17 protein-coding genes and 5 pseudogenes are annotated in these 16,756 nt (G+C 60.5%); 9 read left to right on the forward strand and 13 right to left on the reverse strand.

Annotation, left to right across the window (positions count from 1 at the left end; translation table 11 throughout):
* Positions 1 to 215, reverse strand: a pseudogene (locus AC0L3S_RS37195) (hypothetical protein); the annotation flags it as partial.
* On the opposite strand from AC0L3S_RS37195, the gene groL reads away from it, so the two are divergent.
* Positions 216 to 1,856: a chaperonin GroEL gene (gene groL, locus AC0L3S_RS37200; RefSeq protein WP_259219205.1), complete on the forward strand. Its 1,641-nt coding sequence runs from the start codon at positions 216 to 218 to the stop codon at positions 1,854 to 1,856.
* 99 nt (positions 1,857 to 1,955) lie between these two features.
* Here groL and AC0L3S_RS37205 read toward each other — a convergent pair.
* Positions 1,956 to 2,393 (reverse strand): annotated as a pseudogene (locus AC0L3S_RS37205) (transposase); the annotation flags it as partial.
* A gap of 408 nt (positions 2,394 to 2,801) precedes the next feature.
* Between AC0L3S_RS37205 and AC0L3S_RS37210 the strand changes: the two are divergent.
* Positions 2,802 to 3,140 carry a hypothetical protein gene (locus tag AC0L3S_RS37210; RefSeq protein WP_259219203.1) on the forward strand — a complete coding sequence of 113 codons (339 nt, stop codon included), beginning with the start codon at positions 2,802 to 2,804 and terminating at the stop codon, positions 3,138 to 3,140.
* A 111-nt stretch (positions 3,141 to 3,251) separates the two neighbouring features.
* On the opposite strand, the gene AC0L3S_RS37215 is transcribed toward AC0L3S_RS37210, so the two are convergent.
* Positions 3,252 to 4,130 carry a protein-L-isoaspartate O-methyltransferase family protein gene (locus AC0L3S_RS37215; protein WP_259219201.1) on the reverse strand — a complete coding sequence of 293 codons (879 nt, stop codon included), beginning with the start codon at positions 4,128 to 4,130 and terminating at the stop codon, positions 3,252 to 3,254.
* A gap of 114 nt (positions 4,131 to 4,244) precedes the next feature.
* Between AC0L3S_RS37215 and AC0L3S_RS37220 the strand changes: the two genes are divergently transcribed.
* On the forward strand, positions 4,245 to 4,751 hold the full coding sequence (locus AC0L3S_RS37220) for an RNA polymerase sigma factor (protein ID WP_259219200.1): 507 nt from the start codon (positions 4,245 to 4,247) through the stop codon (positions 4,749 to 4,751).
* Positions 4,751 to 4,924 (forward strand): hypothetical protein, encoded by a 174-nt coding sequence (locus AC0L3S_RS37225; protein WP_259219199.1) that lies wholly within the window; start codon positions 4,751 to 4,753, stop codon positions 4,922 to 4,924. Before AC0L3S_RS37220 ends, AC0L3S_RS37225 begins: the two co-directional genes overlap by 1 nt.
* Before the next feature lie 126 nt (positions 4,925 to 5,050).
* On the opposite strand, the gene AC0L3S_RS37230 is transcribed toward AC0L3S_RS37225, so the two are convergent.
* The 4 genes and pseudogenes from AC0L3S_RS37230 to AC0L3S_RS37245 form a co-directional block, all read right to left on the reverse strand.
* Entirely contained in the window at positions 5,051 to 5,980 is a 930-nt protein-coding gene (locus tag AC0L3S_RS37230; RefSeq protein WP_259219198.1) for a DUF2493 domain-containing protein, read from the reverse strand.
* Positions 5,981 to 6,310: 330 nt separating this feature from the next.
* Positions 6,311 to 7,033, reverse strand: a pseudogene (locus tag AC0L3S_RS37235) (DUF7146 domain-containing protein); the annotation flags it as partial.
* 5 nt (positions 7,034 to 7,038) lie between these two features.
* Positions 7,039 to 7,470, reverse strand: a complete 432-nt coding sequence (locus AC0L3S_RS37240) for a type II toxin-antitoxin system VapC family toxin (protein WP_219682287.1) — start codon at positions 7,468 to 7,470, stop codon at positions 7,039 to 7,041.
* Positions 7,467 to 7,769: a hypothetical protein gene (locus AC0L3S_RS37245; RefSeq protein WP_219682286.1), complete on the reverse strand. Its 303-nt coding sequence runs from the start codon at positions 7,767 to 7,769 to the stop codon at positions 7,467 to 7,469. Before AC0L3S_RS37245 ends, AC0L3S_RS37240 begins: the two co-directional genes overlap by 4 nt.
* A gap of 520 nt (positions 7,770 to 8,289) precedes the next feature.
* Here AC0L3S_RS37245 and AC0L3S_RS37250 point away from each other — a divergent pair.
* Genes AC0L3S_RS37250 through AC0L3S_RS37260 form a run of 3 tightly spaced genes read left to right on the forward strand, consistent with a single transcriptional unit; the run spans position 8,290 to position 9,955 of the window.
* The gene (locus AC0L3S_RS37250) at positions 8,290 to 8,886 is read left to right on the forward strand and encodes a recombinase family protein (protein WP_259219197.1); all 597 of its coding nucleotides are present in this window, start codon (positions 8,290 to 8,292) and stop codon (positions 8,884 to 8,886) included.
* Positions 8,883 to 9,233 (forward strand): recombinase family protein, encoded by a 351-nt coding sequence (locus tag AC0L3S_RS37255; protein WP_246648870.1) that lies wholly within the window; start codon positions 8,883 to 8,885, stop codon positions 9,231 to 9,233. The genes AC0L3S_RS37250 and AC0L3S_RS37255 overlap by 4 nt, the downstream gene beginning before the upstream one ends.
* Positions 9,234 to 9,262: 29 nt before the next feature.
* Entirely contained in the window at positions 9,263 to 9,955 is a 693-nt protein-coding gene (locus AC0L3S_RS37260; RefSeq protein ID WP_259219195.1) for a zinc ribbon domain-containing protein, read from the forward strand.
* Between the two features lie 71 nt (positions 9,956 to 10,026).
* On the opposite strand, the gene panC is transcribed toward AC0L3S_RS37260, so the two are convergent.
* The 4 genes from panC to AC0L3S_RS37280 form a co-directional block, all read right to left on the reverse strand.
* Positions 10,027 to 10,878 (reverse strand): pantoate--beta-alanine ligase, encoded by an 852-nt coding sequence (gene panC / locus AC0L3S_RS37265; RefSeq protein ID WP_259219194.1) that lies wholly within the window; start codon positions 10,876 to 10,878, stop codon positions 10,027 to 10,029.
* Positions 10,879 to 10,892: 14 nt separating this feature from the next.
* Positions 10,893 to 11,765, reverse strand: a complete 873-nt coding sequence (panB, locus tag AC0L3S_RS37270; protein WP_259219193.1) for a 3-methyl-2-oxobutanoate hydroxymethyltransferase — start codon at positions 11,763 to 11,765, stop codon at positions 10,893 to 10,895.
* Between the two features lie 421 nt (positions 11,766 to 12,186).
* Entirely contained in the window at positions 12,187 to 12,459 is a 273-nt protein-coding gene (locus tag AC0L3S_RS37275) for a phosphoribosyl-dephospho-CoA transferase MdcG domain-containing protein (RefSeq protein WP_374762394.1), read from the reverse strand.
* 6 nt (positions 12,460 to 12,465) lie between these two features.
* Positions 12,466 to 12,723: a hypothetical protein gene (locus tag AC0L3S_RS37280; RefSeq protein WP_374762393.1), complete on the reverse strand. Its 258-nt coding sequence runs from the start codon at positions 12,721 to 12,723 to the stop codon at positions 12,466 to 12,468.
* A gap of 435 nt (positions 12,724 to 13,158) precedes the next feature.
* On the opposite strand from AC0L3S_RS37280, the pseudogene AC0L3S_RS37285 reads away from it, so the two are divergent.
* Positions 13,159 to 13,752: pseudogene (locus AC0L3S_RS37285) on the forward strand (IS5 family transposase); the annotation flags it as partial.
* 206 nt (positions 13,753 to 13,958) lie between these two features.
* Here AC0L3S_RS37285 and AC0L3S_RS37290 read toward each other — a convergent pair.
* Complete coding sequence (locus AC0L3S_RS37290; RefSeq protein ID WP_374762392.1) at positions 13,959 to 14,300, reverse strand: transposase DNA-binding-containing protein; 342 nt, start codon at positions 14,298 to 14,300, stop codon at positions 13,959 to 13,961.
* Between the two features lie 211 nt (positions 14,301 to 14,511).
* Positions 14,512 to 15,245: pseudogene (locus AC0L3S_RS37295) on the reverse strand (outer membrane protein).
* 630 nt (positions 15,246 to 15,875) lie between these two features.
* On the opposite strand from AC0L3S_RS37295, the gene AC0L3S_RS37300 reads away from it, so the two are divergent.
* On the forward strand, positions 15,876 to 16,756 hold an 881-nt coding region (locus tag AC0L3S_RS37300), incomplete at its 3' end, for an SbmA/BacA-like family transporter (RefSeq protein ID WP_473284810.1).

The following is a 16,756-nucleotide window of genomic DNA, read 5'->3' on the forward strand; positions in this document are numbered from 1 at the left end:
AACTTCATGGTCGGGCGTTGGACCGCCTCGGCGATGGCTTCCGCATCTCGGAAGTCATTCTTCTGTCCCTTCGAATAAGCGACATCATGGGCGTTCTCACTGACGCGTCCGCCAAGAAGAAGGCCGCTTAAACCATCGCTCGCACCGCTCATCCTGAGGGGCGCCTGCTGGGCGTCGCCAAGGGTGAGACCAAGTAAAATTTTCAGGAAACCCACATGTCAGCCAAAGAAGTCAAGTTCGGCGTTGACGCGCGCGACAGGATGCTGCGCGGCGTCGAAATTCTCAACAACGCGGTGAAGGTGACGCTGGGCCCCAAGGGCCGCAACGTCGTGCTCGACAAGTCGTTCGGCGCTCCCCGCATCACCAAGGACGGCGTCACCGTCGCCAAGGAGATCGAGCTCGAGGACAAGTTCGAGAACATGGGCGCGCAGATGGTGCGCGAAGTCGCCTCCAAGTCCGCTAACGCGGCCGGCGACGGCACCACCACCGCCACCGTTCTGGCGGCTGCGATCGTTCGTGAAGGCGCCAAGTCGGTTGCCGCCGGCATGAACCCGATGGACCTCAAGCGCGGCATCGACCTGGCGGTGGAAGCCGTGGTCGCCGACCTCGTCAAGAACTCCAAGAAGGTCACCTCGAACGAGGAAATCGCCCAGGTCGGCACCATCTCCGCCAACGGCGACGCGGAGATCGGCAAGTTCCTCTCCGACGCCATGAAGAAGGTCGGCAACGAGGGCGTCATCACCGTCGAGGAAGCCAAGTCGCTCGAGACCGAGCTCGACGTCGTCGAGGGCATGCAGTTCGACCGCGGCTACATCTCGCCCTACTTCGTCACCAACGCCGACAAGATGCGCGTTGAGATGGACGACGCCTACATCCTCATCAACGAGAAGAAGCTCTCCTCGCTGAACGAGCTGCTGCCGCTGCTCGAGGCCGTAGTGCAGAGCGGCAAGCCGCTCGTGATTATCGCGGAAGACGTCGAAGGCGAAGCCCTCGCCACCCTCGTCGTGAACCGTCTGCGTGGCGGCCTGAAGGTCGCTGCCGTCAAGGCTCCGGGCTTCGGCGATCGCCGCAAGGCGATGCTGCAGGACATCGCGATCCTGACCGGCGGCCAGGCCATCTCGGAAGACCTTGGCATCAAGCTCGAGAACGTCACGCTCAACATGCTCGGTCGCGCCAAGAAGGTGATGATCGACAAGGAAAACACCACGATCGTCAGCGGCGCCGGCAAGAAGGCCGACATCGAGGCGCGCGTGGCGCAGATCAAGGCGCAGATCGAGGAGACCACCTCGGACTACGACCGTGAGAAGCTCCAGGAGCGTCTTGCCAAGCTCGCGGGCGGCGTCGCGGTGATCCGCGTCGGCGGCGCGACCGAGGTCGAGGTGAAGGAGCGCAAGGATCGCGTTGATGACGCGATGCATGCGACCCGCGCGGCTGTGGAAGAGGGTATCGTCCCGGGCGGCGGCGTCGCCCTGCTCCGTGCTTCCGAGCAGCTCAGGGGGCTGCGCACCAAGAACGACGATCAAAAGACCGGCGTCGAGATCGTGCGCAAGGCACTGTCGGCTCCCGCCCGCCAGATCGCGATCAACGCCGGTGAAGACGGTTCCGTCATCGTTGGCAAGATCCTGGAGAAGGAGCAGTACGCCTATGGCTTCGACTCGCAGACGGGCGAGTATGGCAACCTGGTCACCAAGGGCATTATCGACCCGACCAAGGTCGTGCGCACCGCGATCCAGAACGCTGCCTCCGTGGCGGCGCTGCTGATCACTACCGAGGCCATGGTCGCCGAGCTGCCGAAGAAGAACACCGGCGCGCCCCCAATGCCTCCGGGCGGCGGCATGGGCGGCATGGACTTCTGATCCAACTTTCTCTGAAGTGAAATCCCCGGCAGAAAAATGCCGGGGTCTTTTTTTGCTTGCGCTTTTTCAAGTTCGTTACTCTGCCAGTATGAACAGACCATACCGAACGACGTTGCGTGCCCCGATGACAAGCAAGTGCCGGAGATAGGAATCGCCTTGCTTCGTTATGCGGCCGAGCCGGTCTTTCCCGCCGGTGGAGGTCAAGTTAGGCGCCAGGCCCAGCCAAGCCGCGAACTCTCGCCCGGAGCGGAACATGGTCGGGTCCGGCACGGTCGCGGCGAGGGCCGTGGCCGTTACGGGACCGATGCCGGGAATCGAGGACAGCAACTTCGCCATCGGATTTACTCTCTGAATGTCAGCCAGCTCACGCTCGATGGCCTCGGCCTGCCGGTCCAATTCCTTCAGTTGGTTCACAAGAACAGTCACTGCGATGCGGGCATGGGTCGGTAGCGTCAGCTCCTCATCGTTCAGCAAGTCCACCAGACCATCCACTCTTTGCCGGCCTTGCCCGATACCGAATTCAGCAAAATGAGCTCGGCTCCGGTCTCAGCCAAGGCTTGATCTTGGGGGGCCTGAGGTCGTCAGAGATGTAGTCGGTCGAAGGAGGGTATGGCGCAACAGTCGGCGAGACGGGGCCGGAAGAACCAGGTGTACTCATCGTGTCCAGAGCACGCGTTTATGATTTGGTTTCGGTCCGCGAACTCCCATACGGGCCCGCAGCTTCATCGCTGCACCATCAGAGGCCGGACAGATGGCAGCATCCGACTACGTGCCGATCTTCTTCAAAAATCGCTTGCATCTCGCGGGGCGTCCACAGATGAGTACGTGGCCTAATTTTCAAGCCAATTGACTTCATCTTGTCCCTCTCACGGCCTACGAGCCGCCTAATTTTTGCTCGTTTCAGGCTTGCACAAATTTATCAAACATTCGCGAGGAGAAGGGCGGATGAGCGGTAACACCGATCTCGAAAGCAAAGTCGTCGCTGCGTTGCGACAATATCGCGGGGCCCTCACACGGGTGGAACATCTGGAACGAGAGGATTCCGACGCGCATCGAGCACTGACGCGCACGCTCGTCGATTTGCGTCATGCCATGCGAGGCGAAGCGGCGCCGAATCTCAAGGACAGCCTATTCGAGACCGGCGCGACAGTCGTTGCGCGGTCTGACGAAGCGCGAAACGCCCTGGTGGAGGCGACTGCGAAATTAGAGTTCGCCCGCCTAGCTTTGGCCGCCCTAGAACGGCAATTAGGATACATCCGTTTCGATGGGACGAATCACAAATAGACACCGGCGGCTTGTCTGAACGGACGACCTGTTTCAGAGAGTTGGATCGGGTGGCAAACAACTGATGCGCTCCAGCGTGAGAGTGTCTCACACTATCAAAACCCTTTCCGATCAATTCGGAGCGCCGGCATTCGCATCGACGGGCTCGCGTTCCAGCCAAAATCCGGCTCCTTGAAACCAGACCTTTTCTGCATCGTCGGAGCCGGGATCACCGACGTGCAGCGCGCGAATCGGAACCTTGCCAGGCGGCAGGCCTTCGAGCGCGGCATGCAGACGTTTTCCAGCATTCTCGTCGCGTCCACCCATGCAAGGATAAACAGACACGGTACCAATCGAAGAGGCCTCGAACTGGTTTCGACGCCGGACCACATGGAGAAGAAAGCCCCTCCAGGATTCATCGGTCAGCGGCATCATAAGCCGGCCGCCTTCGGCAAGGCGATCGAGCCAGCGCCGGGATGGGTGGGTGGATCCGGCGAATGCGATGACCACATCGAGTTCGCCGACGTCCACCGTCCGGCCATCGCCCGAGATGACATCGACGTGCGGCCAGGTCGCGAGGTTCGCCCGGGCCTGCGAGGGCAGCATTGGGTCGGTTTCAACCGCCGTCACGCGACCAGTGGAGCCGACAATCTCGGCCAGTACCGCGGAATAGTACCCGGTCCCGGCGCCGACCTGGAGCACGCGTTCGCCCCGCGCGATGTCGAGATGCTCCAAGTTGCGCGCCCAGAAGCTGGGCATCCCATTGTTGAGATTGCGGCTCGCGTCGATCGTCACGAGAACGTCATGATAGACCCAGCGCGGGTCGGTATCGGGGGTCAGGAATGCGTCGCTGTACGGGTCCGAGATGATGCGCCACGGCCCAAGGCCCACGAATTGCTCGCGAGGAACAGACGCAAATGCCTCGATCACATGGGCGTTGCGCTGGACCGGGACTTTGTATCGCAGGTCTTCTGCATACCAGCGGCGCGCCGCTGCCAACGTGTCGTCCATGCACTGGGCTCGGTGAAGCGCATATATCGTGTGACCATGGAAACATTGACGATAGCTCCCAAAGCTGATGACCGGGGTGCCCACGCGGCTGATGTCGCGTCCGCCATCGATGCAATGTCCGACGTCGACCTCGTGCGACTAGAAGCTCTGGCGCGGCTGTGGAGCCGCGACTTGCCGGGAGGACTCGGCTGGAGCGACATCCTCCACGAAGCGATTGCACGCGCCCTCGACGGCTCGCGCCCCTGGCCGCCCGACGTCCCCATCCTGGCGTTCCTGTCGGGCGTCATGCGCAGCATCTGCAACGACCATTGGCGGCGTGCGCGGCTCGAGCAAAGGCTACTTGTGAGCCGCGATGATCCGGACCAGCGAAGCTGGTCCTGTGAGGAAGCCGATGAGGTGCCCGATCCTGAGCGGGTCCTTGCCGCCGCACAGACGCTGGCCAACATCTATCGGCTGTTCGAAGCCGATCCGCTAGCGCTGAAGATCATCGCGGGCATGGCTGACGGCCTGGCGGTCAGGGAGATTTGCAGGGTCTACGATATGTCCAAGCTCGACTACGACACGACGCGACGGCGGATGCGACGCACCTTGCTGCGCCATCAACAGAACTGGAGCAAGTGATGACACGCTGGCACCCTGCTCTCGATTTGGCCCGCCTGCTCGACTCATTGAGCAAGGAAGTCCTCGCAGCGACCGATGAGGAGGTACGGCAGACCTCTGCTCTGCAAGGATGGACAATCGCCAACACCGCCCGCGTGGTCAGAGAAGTGATCAAGGCCGCGCACGGGACGTGAGTGGGAGCCTTAATCGAAATTGTGATCTGAGCGAGACTGATGCCAAGCGACGGCCGATGCGCGCGGGCCGCGGCTCGTTGCACAATCAGCGGCATTGAGCGAGCCGGAGGGAAGATGCGGCATCGCTCACGCGCCGCCGAATTTCCAGACCGGGATTCCGAGCTTCTTGGCCTTATCGGCGAGATTGTCTTGAATACCGGTGCCGGGGAAGTGCAACACGCCGATGGGTAGGGTCTCCAGCATCGCATCGTTGCGTTTGAACGGAGCGCCCTTGGCATGCTTCGTCCAGTCGGGCCTGAAGGCGATCTGCGAAACCTTGCGATTGTCGGCCCACTTGGCGGCGATCAGCTCGGCGCCCTTGGGCGATCCGCCGTGCAGCAGCACCATGTCCGCATGCTTGGCATGCACCTGGTCTAGTTTAGCCCAGATCAACCGGTGATCATTGAAGTCAAGTCCACCGGTCAGCGCCACCTTCGGTCCTGCAGGCAGAAGCACCTGGTTGTCGGCGCGCTTCTTCGCGGCGAGGAAATCGCGGCTGTCGATCATCGCCGAGGTCAGATTGCGGTGGTTGACCTTCGACCCGTTGCGCGGCCGCCAGGCGGAATGGGTGTGGCGTTCGAACTCGTCGGCGGCCTGGTCGCGCATCAGTTCGAAGGCGTTGCGTCGCTCGATCAGCGTCTGCCCTTCCGCCGTCAATCGCTCCAGCTCGACGGATTTGATCTCGCTGCCGTCCTGCTCCCGCTGCGAGCGCTGCTGCGCCAGCTCGTTGTCGTCGAGCTCGCGCTCGATCCTGTCGACGGCACGATGGAAGACGTTCGCCGTCGACCAGAGCAGGTCTTCGAGGTCCGGCTCAAGACGGGTATCGGACAGCGTCACCACCAGGGCATCGAAGATATCGGCGATGCTGCCGGCGAAGACTCGCCCTTCAGGGAGCTTCCGGGGATCGGGCTCATCGTGGAAGGGACAGTAGCCATAGAGCTGGAGTTCCTGGAGGACCTGATCGGTCGGGGATGAGCTTTGGTGCGGCTCGAAATCGTTGTCGTGGTCGGTAGTCATCGCGGCTTTCCCTCGTCGGATCGACCGCCCATCGCGGCCTTCATGGCGACGAAAGCGGCAGGCGGAACGGACTTGCACCCGCAGCGCAGCGGAGGGCCGCAGCCTTGGCGGAGGGCCGAAGGGAGCCGACTATTTTGCCTCGCGGTGTAAAGGCGGCTCTGCCGCCGACGGAAAATAGTCGGCCCACGAGGTTGCCGGTCCGGACCGCTTGCCGCCCGATCGCCCTCTCAGAAGTCCGTGGGTGCGGTCCTCTCCGCCGCCGAGGGGAAGCAGGACCAACGGCCTCGTGGTATAACGAAGCGGCGCATCGCCCCTCGTCCCTCGTTCCGGCTATGCCGCCAGCTCCATAAAGCGTGCGACGTCCTGCGCCGCGATCTGCACGCGGCTCGTGGCCCGAAGGGCGTCAAATCCGAGCAGGCGAAGATCCTCGTTGAAGTCGCCAAGCCGTGGCGAGATCACGATCGCCTCGATCCCGGCCCCCTGCGCCCGGTCGATCAAGGTCGCCATGGCGCCGTCACCAGCAGGATCGTCGTCGCGGGCGATGTAGAGCCGGTGGAGCGTGTCCGGGAGAAGGATGGCGGAGAGATGCGCCGCCGAGAGGGCTGCGACCATCGGCATCGTCGGCAGGATGCTGCGGAGCGACAGCATCGTCTCGATGCCCTCGCCGGCTGCTATGACTTCATCAGCTACGCCAAATCGAACGGCGTGACCAAGCAGGTCGCCCATCGCCCGTTTCGGGGTGTCGATCCGCGCCTTGCCGAGCGTTTTCTCTCTGAAGCCGTCGGGGTCAAGCCAGGTGCGGTGCGCGCCGGTCAGGTGGCCGGAGAGATCGGTGACGGCGGCGATCATCGCCGGCCAGGTCTCGGTCGGACTGTGGTCGTCGGGCCTGTAGTAGCACCGCGGGTGAAAACGCAGACTTCCGGTTTCGTCCAAAGACGTAATGCCGCGATTGCGGAGATACGCTTCCCCCGCATCATTCGTGTTGGGCGGTCCGGCACATCGCATTATCGCGGCGATCGAGAAAGCGCCGTAAGCGGAAGCCGTAGTCTTTCGTTGCATCACGCCGGTCCACGCATCGGATTGATGATCTGGACGCCGGCAAAGTCTTTCTCGTTGTCTGTCACCACGCTGCAATCGTTCGCGCTGGCGACGGCAGCGACGATCATATCGAGCCCGCTGCGTGGCCGGCCGACGGCTCTTCCTTCCGCCATCAATTCCGCCCAGATGAGGGCCGCATTCTCGTCGAACGGCAGGATGCGATCCGCGAACAAAGCTCGAGGCCCCTCCGGACCAGAGAACCAGGCATCAAGCGCTGCGCGCTTTTTACCGCTCGGCTTCTCCAGGATGCCGCGCCGGACTTCCGCGATCGTAAGTGATGCGATGAACAGATCCTCATCTCGCTGTGCTGCCATCCAAGCCATTAGCGGCTCTGACGGCTGCGGCTTGACGGCGTTACTGATGATGTTGGTGTCGAGAAGATAGCGAGTCACAGATCGACCTGGCGCCCTTCTTGGCGCGGGCGCGTCAGGTCGAGATCGGCGCCGACAAGTGGTGAGCGACGCAATGCGTTCAAGATGCCTCCGGGCTTGGGGGGCTCGCCAGAAACGGCCTGTTGAACCGTGCGTCGGAGATTACCAGCTTCTGGCCCTTCCTCGCTCAGCTTACGCGCAAGCACTCTGATGAGGTCGCGATCGGTCTCGAGGGCTTGGAGTTCGAACCGCACAATGCCACGCTTCGTCAGCCGGGATCGGTAATTTTCGATCGCCCTTTTCTGTGCGCTCTTGCTCACTGATCACCTCCATATCTGGATATATAGCCGAATCTTCGGCTCGCTGCAAGGCCGCGGCTCTTGTAATCCCGAGCGCGGCACAGATAAAAAGAGGGCGGAGATGTGCGTCACGTCGCGATCAAGGAAATGGGCGGTTTGGACACGCCATCACGGAAATGTTTGCTGTACGCTCGGCTTTGCGCCAGCCCGATTTGCTACGCTTCTCATCTCGGATCAGCGCGCGACTACGATGCAACACACTGATATTACGAGAAGTTTGTCCTTGTCTTGGAAGTGTAACTCGCGATCTCCGGGCAATGGCGAGGACGCGGCGGTGGCGCGAGCGAGAGGAACGACAGCCGAAAAGCTTCGCGTGGTCGTCGATGCGGCGCCCGGAACCACGGTTGCATCCGTCGCGTCCAACCCTGATCCTCGCCTTCTCAATCTGGTGCGATTGCTCGCCCGGCAAGCCGCGCGGGATTTCGTTCGAGCCGAAACCAACAGCCGGAAGCATGACCGTCTCCCGGACTAAGGAGGCGTCATGAAGATCGCACTTTACGCCCGCTACTCGTCCGACAATCAGCGCGACGAATCGATTGAAGATCAGTTGCGGCTCTGCCGCCTCCACGCTGAGAAGCAAGGTTGGACAGTGGCCGACAGCTACACGGATCGAGCGATCTCCGGCGCATCGCTGCTTCGCCCTGGTATCCAGGAACTGATCAGTGACGCTATGCGCGGAAAGTTTGCGGTTGTGCTTGCCGAGGCGATGAACCGCCTCAGCCGCGATCAGGAAGATATTGCTGGGCTCTTTAAGCGCATGGCCTTCGCCGGGGTACGGATTGTCACCCTCTCGGAAGGAGACGTCACGCATCTCCACGTCGGACTGAAGGGCACGATGAACGCCCTGTTCTTGAAGGACTTGGCCGACAAGACGCGACGAGGCTTGCGCGGTCGCGTCGAGGGCGGAAAGTCCGGCGGCGGACTCTGCTTCGGTTATGATGTCGTCAAACAGTTCGCCGCAAATGGAGAGCTGCTCCGAGGTGACCGCACAATCAACGGAGCCGAAGCGGCTGTCGTTCGACGTATCTTCGCAGATTACCTGCCGGCAAGTCCTCGCGAACAATCGCTTTCGAGCTGAACCGCGACGGTGTGCCCGGACCACAGGGCGCTGAATGGGGACCATCGACCATTCACGGCAACCCAAAGCGCGGCGTTGGCATCCTCAACAACGAGCTCTATGTCGGCCGCCTCGTGTGGAATCGGCTTCGCTATCTCAAAGACCCGGATACCGCAAAGCGCGTTTCTCGGCTGAACCCCGAATCCGAATGGGTGATCCAAGAAGTCCCCGAGCTGCGCATTGTCGATCGGGAAAGATGGGATGCGGTCAAGGCGCGTCAGCAGACGCTCGCCTACGAGCAGTCAGCACCCGGCGAGAACAGGCTCAATGATCGCCGCCGGCCCAATACCTCTTCGCCGGCCTCGTGAAGTGCGGATGCTGCGCCGGCGGGTACACGATGATTTCGAAGCACCTGCTCGGCTGCGCAACGGCGCGCAACAAGGGAACGTGCAATAACCGCTTGAACATCCGGCGCGACGCGCTGGAGGCGTCCGTATTGAGCGGCCTCCGCACGCATCTCATGGAACCCGAATTGTTTAAGGAATTCTGCCAAGAGTTTACCCGGGAGGTTAATCGGCTGAGGATCGAGCGCGGAGCCGATATCGAGGCGCAAAGGCGCGAGCTCGAGCGGACTGAGCGCGAGTTGGATAAGGGGGTACAAGCTATCCTTGAGGGTGTACCGGGGGCAAAGTTGAAGGACAAGATTGGTGCTCTGGAAGAGCGCAAGGCCGAGTTGGTCGACCTCCTTGCGAACGCGGAGGAGCCGCCGCCCCTCCTCCATCCGAATATGGCGGAGATCTACCATCAACGCGTGGCCGCCCTGTACGAGAGCCTGCAAAGTGAAGGCGAGAGAGCCGAAGCAGCGGAGGTTTGCCGCACGTTGGTCGATCAGGTGACGCTCGTCCCCAATGGCGAAGAGCTGGCGATCATATTGCGCGGAGATCTGGCCGCGATCCTGCGCTTTGCGGCGGGCAAGAAAAACCCCGACTTCTTTTCGGAGGCCGGGGCTCTGGATGGCTTGCTATCGCAAGCATCAGTGGTTGCGGGGACCTGCACCGTCTCAAATCGCTGGGTTGGGCCCACGGCCTGAAAAGGTGAATCGGTCGGCCGATCCGTGGATTATAACGAGAAGATAGTTTATCGATTTGGTTCTGAATTGCGCTACGGAGTTGGTGGTCCCAGTAGGACGTTGTCAATCAGTCGGGTCGAACCAACGTAGGCTGCGACACAGAGCGCCGCCGGAAACCGCAGGGGACTCTCGGTGCGCTTGAGCGTGTCACCGTCGACAAGTTCAAGATATTGCAGCCGATCAACTGTCTCAAGTTGCCGCTCGGCGATCGCAATCAGCTTCTCCACCTCGCGCACTCCTGCGCGGAATTCTTCCGCCGCGGCGAACAGTCCACGACTGATGGCAACGGCTCGCCCACGTTCTTCCTTGCTGAGATACCGATTGCGGCTGCTCATCGCGAGCCCGTCCGGTTCCCGAACGGTTGGCACTGTGACGATCTTGATGGGAAGATTGAGATCTGTCGCCATGCGACGCACGACCGCGCATTGCTGAAAATCCTTTTGCCCGAAAAACACGACGGCCGGATGCACCATGTTGAACAGCTTGCACACGACGGTCGCCACGCCCCGAAAATGCCCAGGCCTGAAAGCCCCGCAGAGTGGTTTCGCCAGTTCGCCCGGCTCGACGAAGGTCTCGAATTGAGCCGGATAGACCTCCTGTGCACCCGGCGCGAACACAATCGCAACACCGGCATCGCGGCACAATTTTTCATCGCGCACGAAATCGCGAGGATAGCTGCTGAGATCCTCGTTTGGTCCGAACTGAGTCGGATTGACGAAAATGCTAACTACGGTGACATCGCATTGCGCTCGGCTCGCCTCGACCAGGGCCAGATGGCCATCGTGCAAATACCCCATTGTAGGCACTAACCCGACGCGTTTGCCCGCGCTGCAAGCCGCCCCGAGCTCACGACGAAGCTCAGCGACCGTGGTAATCGTCTGCATCGTTGCACCTTACATCAGGTTGGGTTGGGAGGAGCCCAGGTTGCGATAATGTGACTCAGGCTTTCAGGAAGCCGATAGCACTCCTGCGGCGCCGGGAACGCACCGGTGCGGACATCGGCAGCCCAGCGCGAGAGCGCCTCTTGTAACATCTGAAAACCATCTGCATAGGCGCGAACGAATTTGGGCCGATGACCTATGGTTAGCCCCAGCACGTCATGGAATACGAGCACTTGGCCCGAGCAGTCGGGACCCGCGCCGATTCCGATGGTTGGTATCGATAGCGATGCGGTCGCTCGCTGGGCTAGCTCGGCCGGAATGCCTTCAAGCACCAACGCGAAGCATCCGGCCTCCTGCAGACGGTGAGCGTCATCGAGCAGCCGTAAAGCGTCATCGGCGTTCCGGCCCTGCACCTTGAATCCGCCCATGACATTGACGCTTTGCGGGGTGAGGCCGAGATGGCCCATGACAGGAATTTCGCAATCGACCAAGGCACGCACCATTTCCACGCGTTTGGCCCCGCCCTCGAGTTTCACGGCATCTGCGCCTCGCTGCAGGAACCCTCCAGCGTTGCGTATCGTCTCCTCCGGACCAAGGTGAAAGCTAAGAAACGGCAGATCGGCCACGAGCAGGGCACGGGGCCTTGTGCGTGCAACAGCCTCCAGATGATGGTTCATCATTGCCATGCTGACCGGCAACGTGTTGTCGAATCCGAGACAGACATTGCCAACACTGTCGCCCACAAGAATGATGTCGACGATTGGGTCGGCGATGCCTGCCGTAACCGCATCATAGGCGGTGGTCATGGTGACACGCCGCCGCTCCTGCTTCCACCGCTGCAAGATTGGAATTGTGACCCGCTCAACTGACACTTCCGAAGCGTGGCTCATTTTTGATACGTTCCATCAACTAGGCGAACGGTAATCCGATGTTGCGAGCGACGCGGCTGAGTATTACGCGCATCCTGGGGACCATGCTTTCGTATGGAGGACAAGAGAAAACTGTCAACCGTGAAAGGAAGAAAGAAACATATGTCTCCAAGGTCGCGACCGAGTGCACAAACATTCCAATGGTCGCGCAACCACCAAGCAAGAACTTCCAAAATTCAAATTGTCATGTGGAAGCAGCTTGAGTCACGCCGCGCCTCAGGGCGCGCTGGGGCGGTCGGAGCCATTCCAGATGAGAGCGCACCGGACGACGCAGGGTGCCCTGATGTAGTCGTGCCGAAGCGCTGCGATTAGCTTATGCTCTTCCAGTGGCGGAAAGGTGAAGCTGTGGTCAGTCGGGGTCCGGGTCAGTGGTCCCGCGGACTCACGTCATGCTGTCGACACCGCCTTGACGCTTCTCCAGGAGTTCGTCCGTTTCCGCGGTTGTTGGCTCACGCCATTGCACGCTGCCCGCGCCACAGATGATCTCTTGGTCGAGCCGCATCAGCGCTTCGCGAGCGATGACGGCGATGTCAGAGCGCAGGGTGCTGGCCTGCTTGGTTGCCGCCACCCTGCAAAGCAGGTCGAGGTCCGACCAACCCGCAAATGAATGACCCGCGATCGCGTTCTTCTTCACGTAGCCGAGGCCATTCTCCATCTTGCTTTACGTGCGCGCCCGATACGCAGCGCGGGCGCGCGGACGGAAGCCCCAATGCTTCGCGAACGCAATGAGCTTGTCGTTAAATTGAACCGACCGGCTCACTGCGTCATGGCGCACCACGAGCGCGCGTGGGTTACCGCACAAAAACGCCACCCTTTCGTCAGCGCTGGCATCTACCGGATGTTGTAGTAGACGTGCGATCTGCATGGCACCCGCGACTAATGCACGCGGAGACGTCTTCTGGCTTGTGATTTTTTGCATTTGTCGCCGCCTGGATCATGGTCTGGTGCTGCAGGTCGGCTGCGGCGCGCAAGCGATGACATCGATTGTGCAAGAACCGACACAGCTGCGTGGCCGGCGCTGTTCGCATGGCCGGTCAAGGTCAGTCGTCGAACATTTTGAGGCTCTTGCCTATACTGAGATAGATCGGGACTTAGCGGCACGTTGCGGATATTTCACAGGGCCGTGCAGTGTCGTGCTTGGCGTATTCGAACGTTCGATGGATGCTGAATTTCCTTCAGTGCGGACTGGAGCTTGCAACATACTATGCCCCACCAACCCTAACCATGTTGCAGCAAAAGCAACGGCCCGATCAACCGGCGGCCGATCAAACCGCCTCCTCACCGCTCCGCCGATCGGTTGACCGCAGCCAACCATATTCACACTTGCTGTTTTCAATTTTCCTTCCACAGCAATGGCCCTTACACGACGATCTACAATCGCTTCATCGCTGGGCCAAGCGAGGACGATGTTGCGCAATCTTCGAAGCGCTGGCCAAGCCTGGCAAAGATGGGGTTGTGCTGTCGCTCGATTCGACCTCGATTAAAGCTCACCGGTGTGCCTCCGGCGGAAAAGGGGGGGGGGAGCACAATCAAGCAATCGGCCGCTCGCGCGCAGGCCGCACGACGAAACTCCATACGCTGAGCGATCCCTTTGCCAGCCGGTCGTCCTGCATCTGACGGCAGGCCAGGGTGCCGATATCGCAGCGGCTCCCGAAGTCCTGGCGCTCGCGCCACCTATCAGTGCGCTTTTCGCCGACAAAGTGTATGACGGCGACAAGCTTCGCGGCGAAATCATTCATCGCGGCGCGAAACCCGTAATCCCTAAAAAATCTGACCGTGTTGCCATCCAGCGCTTCAACAAATGCGCCTACAAAGGCCGAAACGTCTCGAACACTGCTTTTGCAGGCTCAAGGACTTGCGGCGCATCGCCCCGCGGTGCGACAAGCTCGGCCGGAATTTCTTGGCCGCTGCGCATCTTGCCGCTCTCGTCGGATATTGGCTCAATTGAACCTGGATCCTAGTCTTCTTGAGCGCGGCGGCCCTTGAATTTCTTCTGGGTCCGGAATTTGACGGCGGCCAGCCCAAGCGGAGCCCTTCAGTCGTCACCGCCAGGCTCGAGTGCATCAGGATGCCGCAAACCGCGTGCGACCTCAGGCAGCCCGCCTTGTCCCCGGCCGCTGTTTATGCTCTTCGTGATTCCGATCGGTCGGAGTTCTATCTTTGATAGCTGAACTCGGTCGTATCATGGAGCACTAGAACCGGACCGCCGGCGGCAATCGTGCGCTCACGCGCCGATTGAAAGTGGCCCGCCAGAATGTCCGCTTCGCTGACCCGGTCATTAGAGAAGAAGTGATAAGCTGCCTTGGTATTCGCCCAATTGGCAGACGAGCGGAATACTTTCTCCGATGGCGCTTCCAATCTGCGTGAGCAGCGGAATCTGTCGCCGAGCCGCGCGTCCCTAAACTGGCATCCACTAGTCTCGCGATCAATCCAACATTCACCGCCTAAAAATCGCAAACGGCCTTTTGCCGATCGATCCCTCAATGTGAGCCCCATAGAGCCCCCCCTCGCGCATCAGGTGCTCAGCAAGGAATCACAATTGATTCTTCAAGGTTTTGCTGATCAGCGGATCAGCTCAAGCGGAGAAAGTTATGGGTAATTGAAAGCCGGTCAACCGCGCCAGTCGCGGCGCTCCGCGCCTGCCTGGCGCACCAAAATAGGCCCCGGCCCATAGGCCAAGGCCTTCGATCCACCTTTTAACGATAGATCAGTATTTGAGAAGAATCGGGCCGCCAAACTTATAGTTGAGCCCTGCCGTCATAAGATCGAGATCCTGGCGGATGCGGTCGACCCCACCAGCGGGCTCGGTGAAGCCCACCATGGTTGGCCGCATGAACAGGTGTGCGTACTCGAATCCAATCGACCAATTGGGTGCGAAGCCGTACTCGAAACCGGCTGCCAACGCGCCGCCCCAAAGAACGTGCTTGCTTTCTCCACCTAACTCGCCCGTCGTCCAGATGACCCGAAACGTATTGCTCGTCACCGCGGCGCCGCCTTTGGCGTAAAGCAGTACGTTGTCGAAGGCATAACCGATCTGCCCCGTTACCAGGCCGAACGCATCAATCTTGGTCTGGTTGATATCCAAAAAAGCAACGCTGGGATTCCAACCAGTCAATGAGCCCAGTTCCCCTGGCCTTCAACACCAAGCACGATCGGGCCCGTCTGCCATCGATAGCCGATCTGCCCGCCCACGCTTCCGCTGGTGGCATCATGGCAGCCCTCAGGCTTGCCACCATCGGAATCCCAGCAATTCGAGCTTGAACCAAAGCGGCCGTTCATACCGACGTTGTAGCCGCTCCAGTCGTAGATTGCAGCCGCGACAGGCCGCGGAGCATTGGTGTAGAGAGGCTTGGCGGGCTGCGCAGCCAGATCCGAGCCGAATGCGGGCACCAACGCGCCAAGCCCCACAATGCTCACAGTCGCAAGCAACAAGTTCTTCATTTCTACTCTCATCTCTTCAGTGCTCCGAGCCTCATGCGTCTCAACAACGTCCGCGCGAATTGCTGTAACTGCATCGCAACATTTGCGCTGAAAGAAATGCGTGAACCGAACGCTGCGTCAGGTTGCGGTGCAGATCATCTCCAACAGCGTCGCAATCCACCTTCGCGTGCGAGCATAGATAGCGGCCGCTGATTTCAGCGGAGTAAGCGCACGCAAGTCAGATCGTCGCAAGCCACACCGCAAGTGAGAAGAGTGAAGCGGTTTGCAAAACTCTTGCTCTTGTCCCGTGCCGCCACTAAAGACCCCGTTACGACCATGCTCGTGTTGCACCCACCGGCTCCGAGAGATCAGATGACTATTCGATTGAATCAATGTCCTGCAGGTGCTGACCCGTTCGTCGCAGATGCCGCTGTGTCCCGCGGTCGACCGAGCATGCGAAACACAACCTCCGCCCTCGGCGGATGAAGGATGCGGCCCCTTATTGGTTGAGCGAGCCGTTCTCCACCCGAGGCTTCCTACCACACCGCCAATGCCGAGATCGCCGATAACGCTTGCCGACCGGTGGTGGCCAGCGGCCGCGGTGTGTTCATCTTCTGAGCTGAAGTTCTGAGTCGATAAAGGACAGCGAGCATGTTCGTTTCATTCTTCCCTCGACCAAAGTTGTTCTTTGCGTCGTCAATTCTTTGGACGGCGTTGGCGATGGCGTTTTGGTATGTATTTGCCGGCAATCTCTTTCAAGCCCCGGAGAAGCCGGTCGGGCTTGCGACGTTCTGGTCGGCCTCGGCGCTGTGGTTTGATCTCTATTTTGCGCTGGCCGTTACGGTGTTCGCGGCGGCATGGATGTTATTTGCCCCCCATCCCTGGGCGACGTGGTCCATTCTTGGTTCGGCGCTGATCCTGTTCACCTCTTACTTTCAGGTCCAGGTCTCGGTCGCGATCAACAGCTGGTATGGACCGTTCTACGACCTGGTCCAGGCTGCGCTTTCGAAATCGGCGCCGGTCACGGTTGAGCAGTTCTACAACGAATTGTCGACCTTTGCCGGTATCGCGCTCGTGGCCGTCGTGGTCGGCGTGATGACGCGATTCTTCGTCAGCCACTACATCTTCCGCTGGCGCACAGCGATGAACGATTTTTATGTCGCCAACTGGCCACGGCTGCGCACGATCGAAGGCGCCTCCCAGCGCATCCAGGAAGACACCATGCGCTTCGCCAGCACCATGGAAGGTCTAGGCGTCAATCTCATCAGCGCGGTGCTGACACTGTTGGCCTTCCTGCCGGTTCTGGTGAGGCTGTCCAGCAACGTCACGGAGCTGCCTCTGTTCGGCTCGATTGCCTATCCGCTGGTGTTCGCCGCGGTGATCTGGTCGATCCTGGGCACCGGCGTTCTCGCGCTTATCGGCATCCGCCTGCCCGGAATTGAATTTCTCAACCAGCGGGTCGAAGCGGCCTATCGCAAGGAGCTCGTGCTCGGCGAGGATGATACGGCGCGTGCCAATGCGCCGACATTGAG

It is taken from the genome of Bradyrhizobium sp. Ken01 (assembly GCF_055807355.1).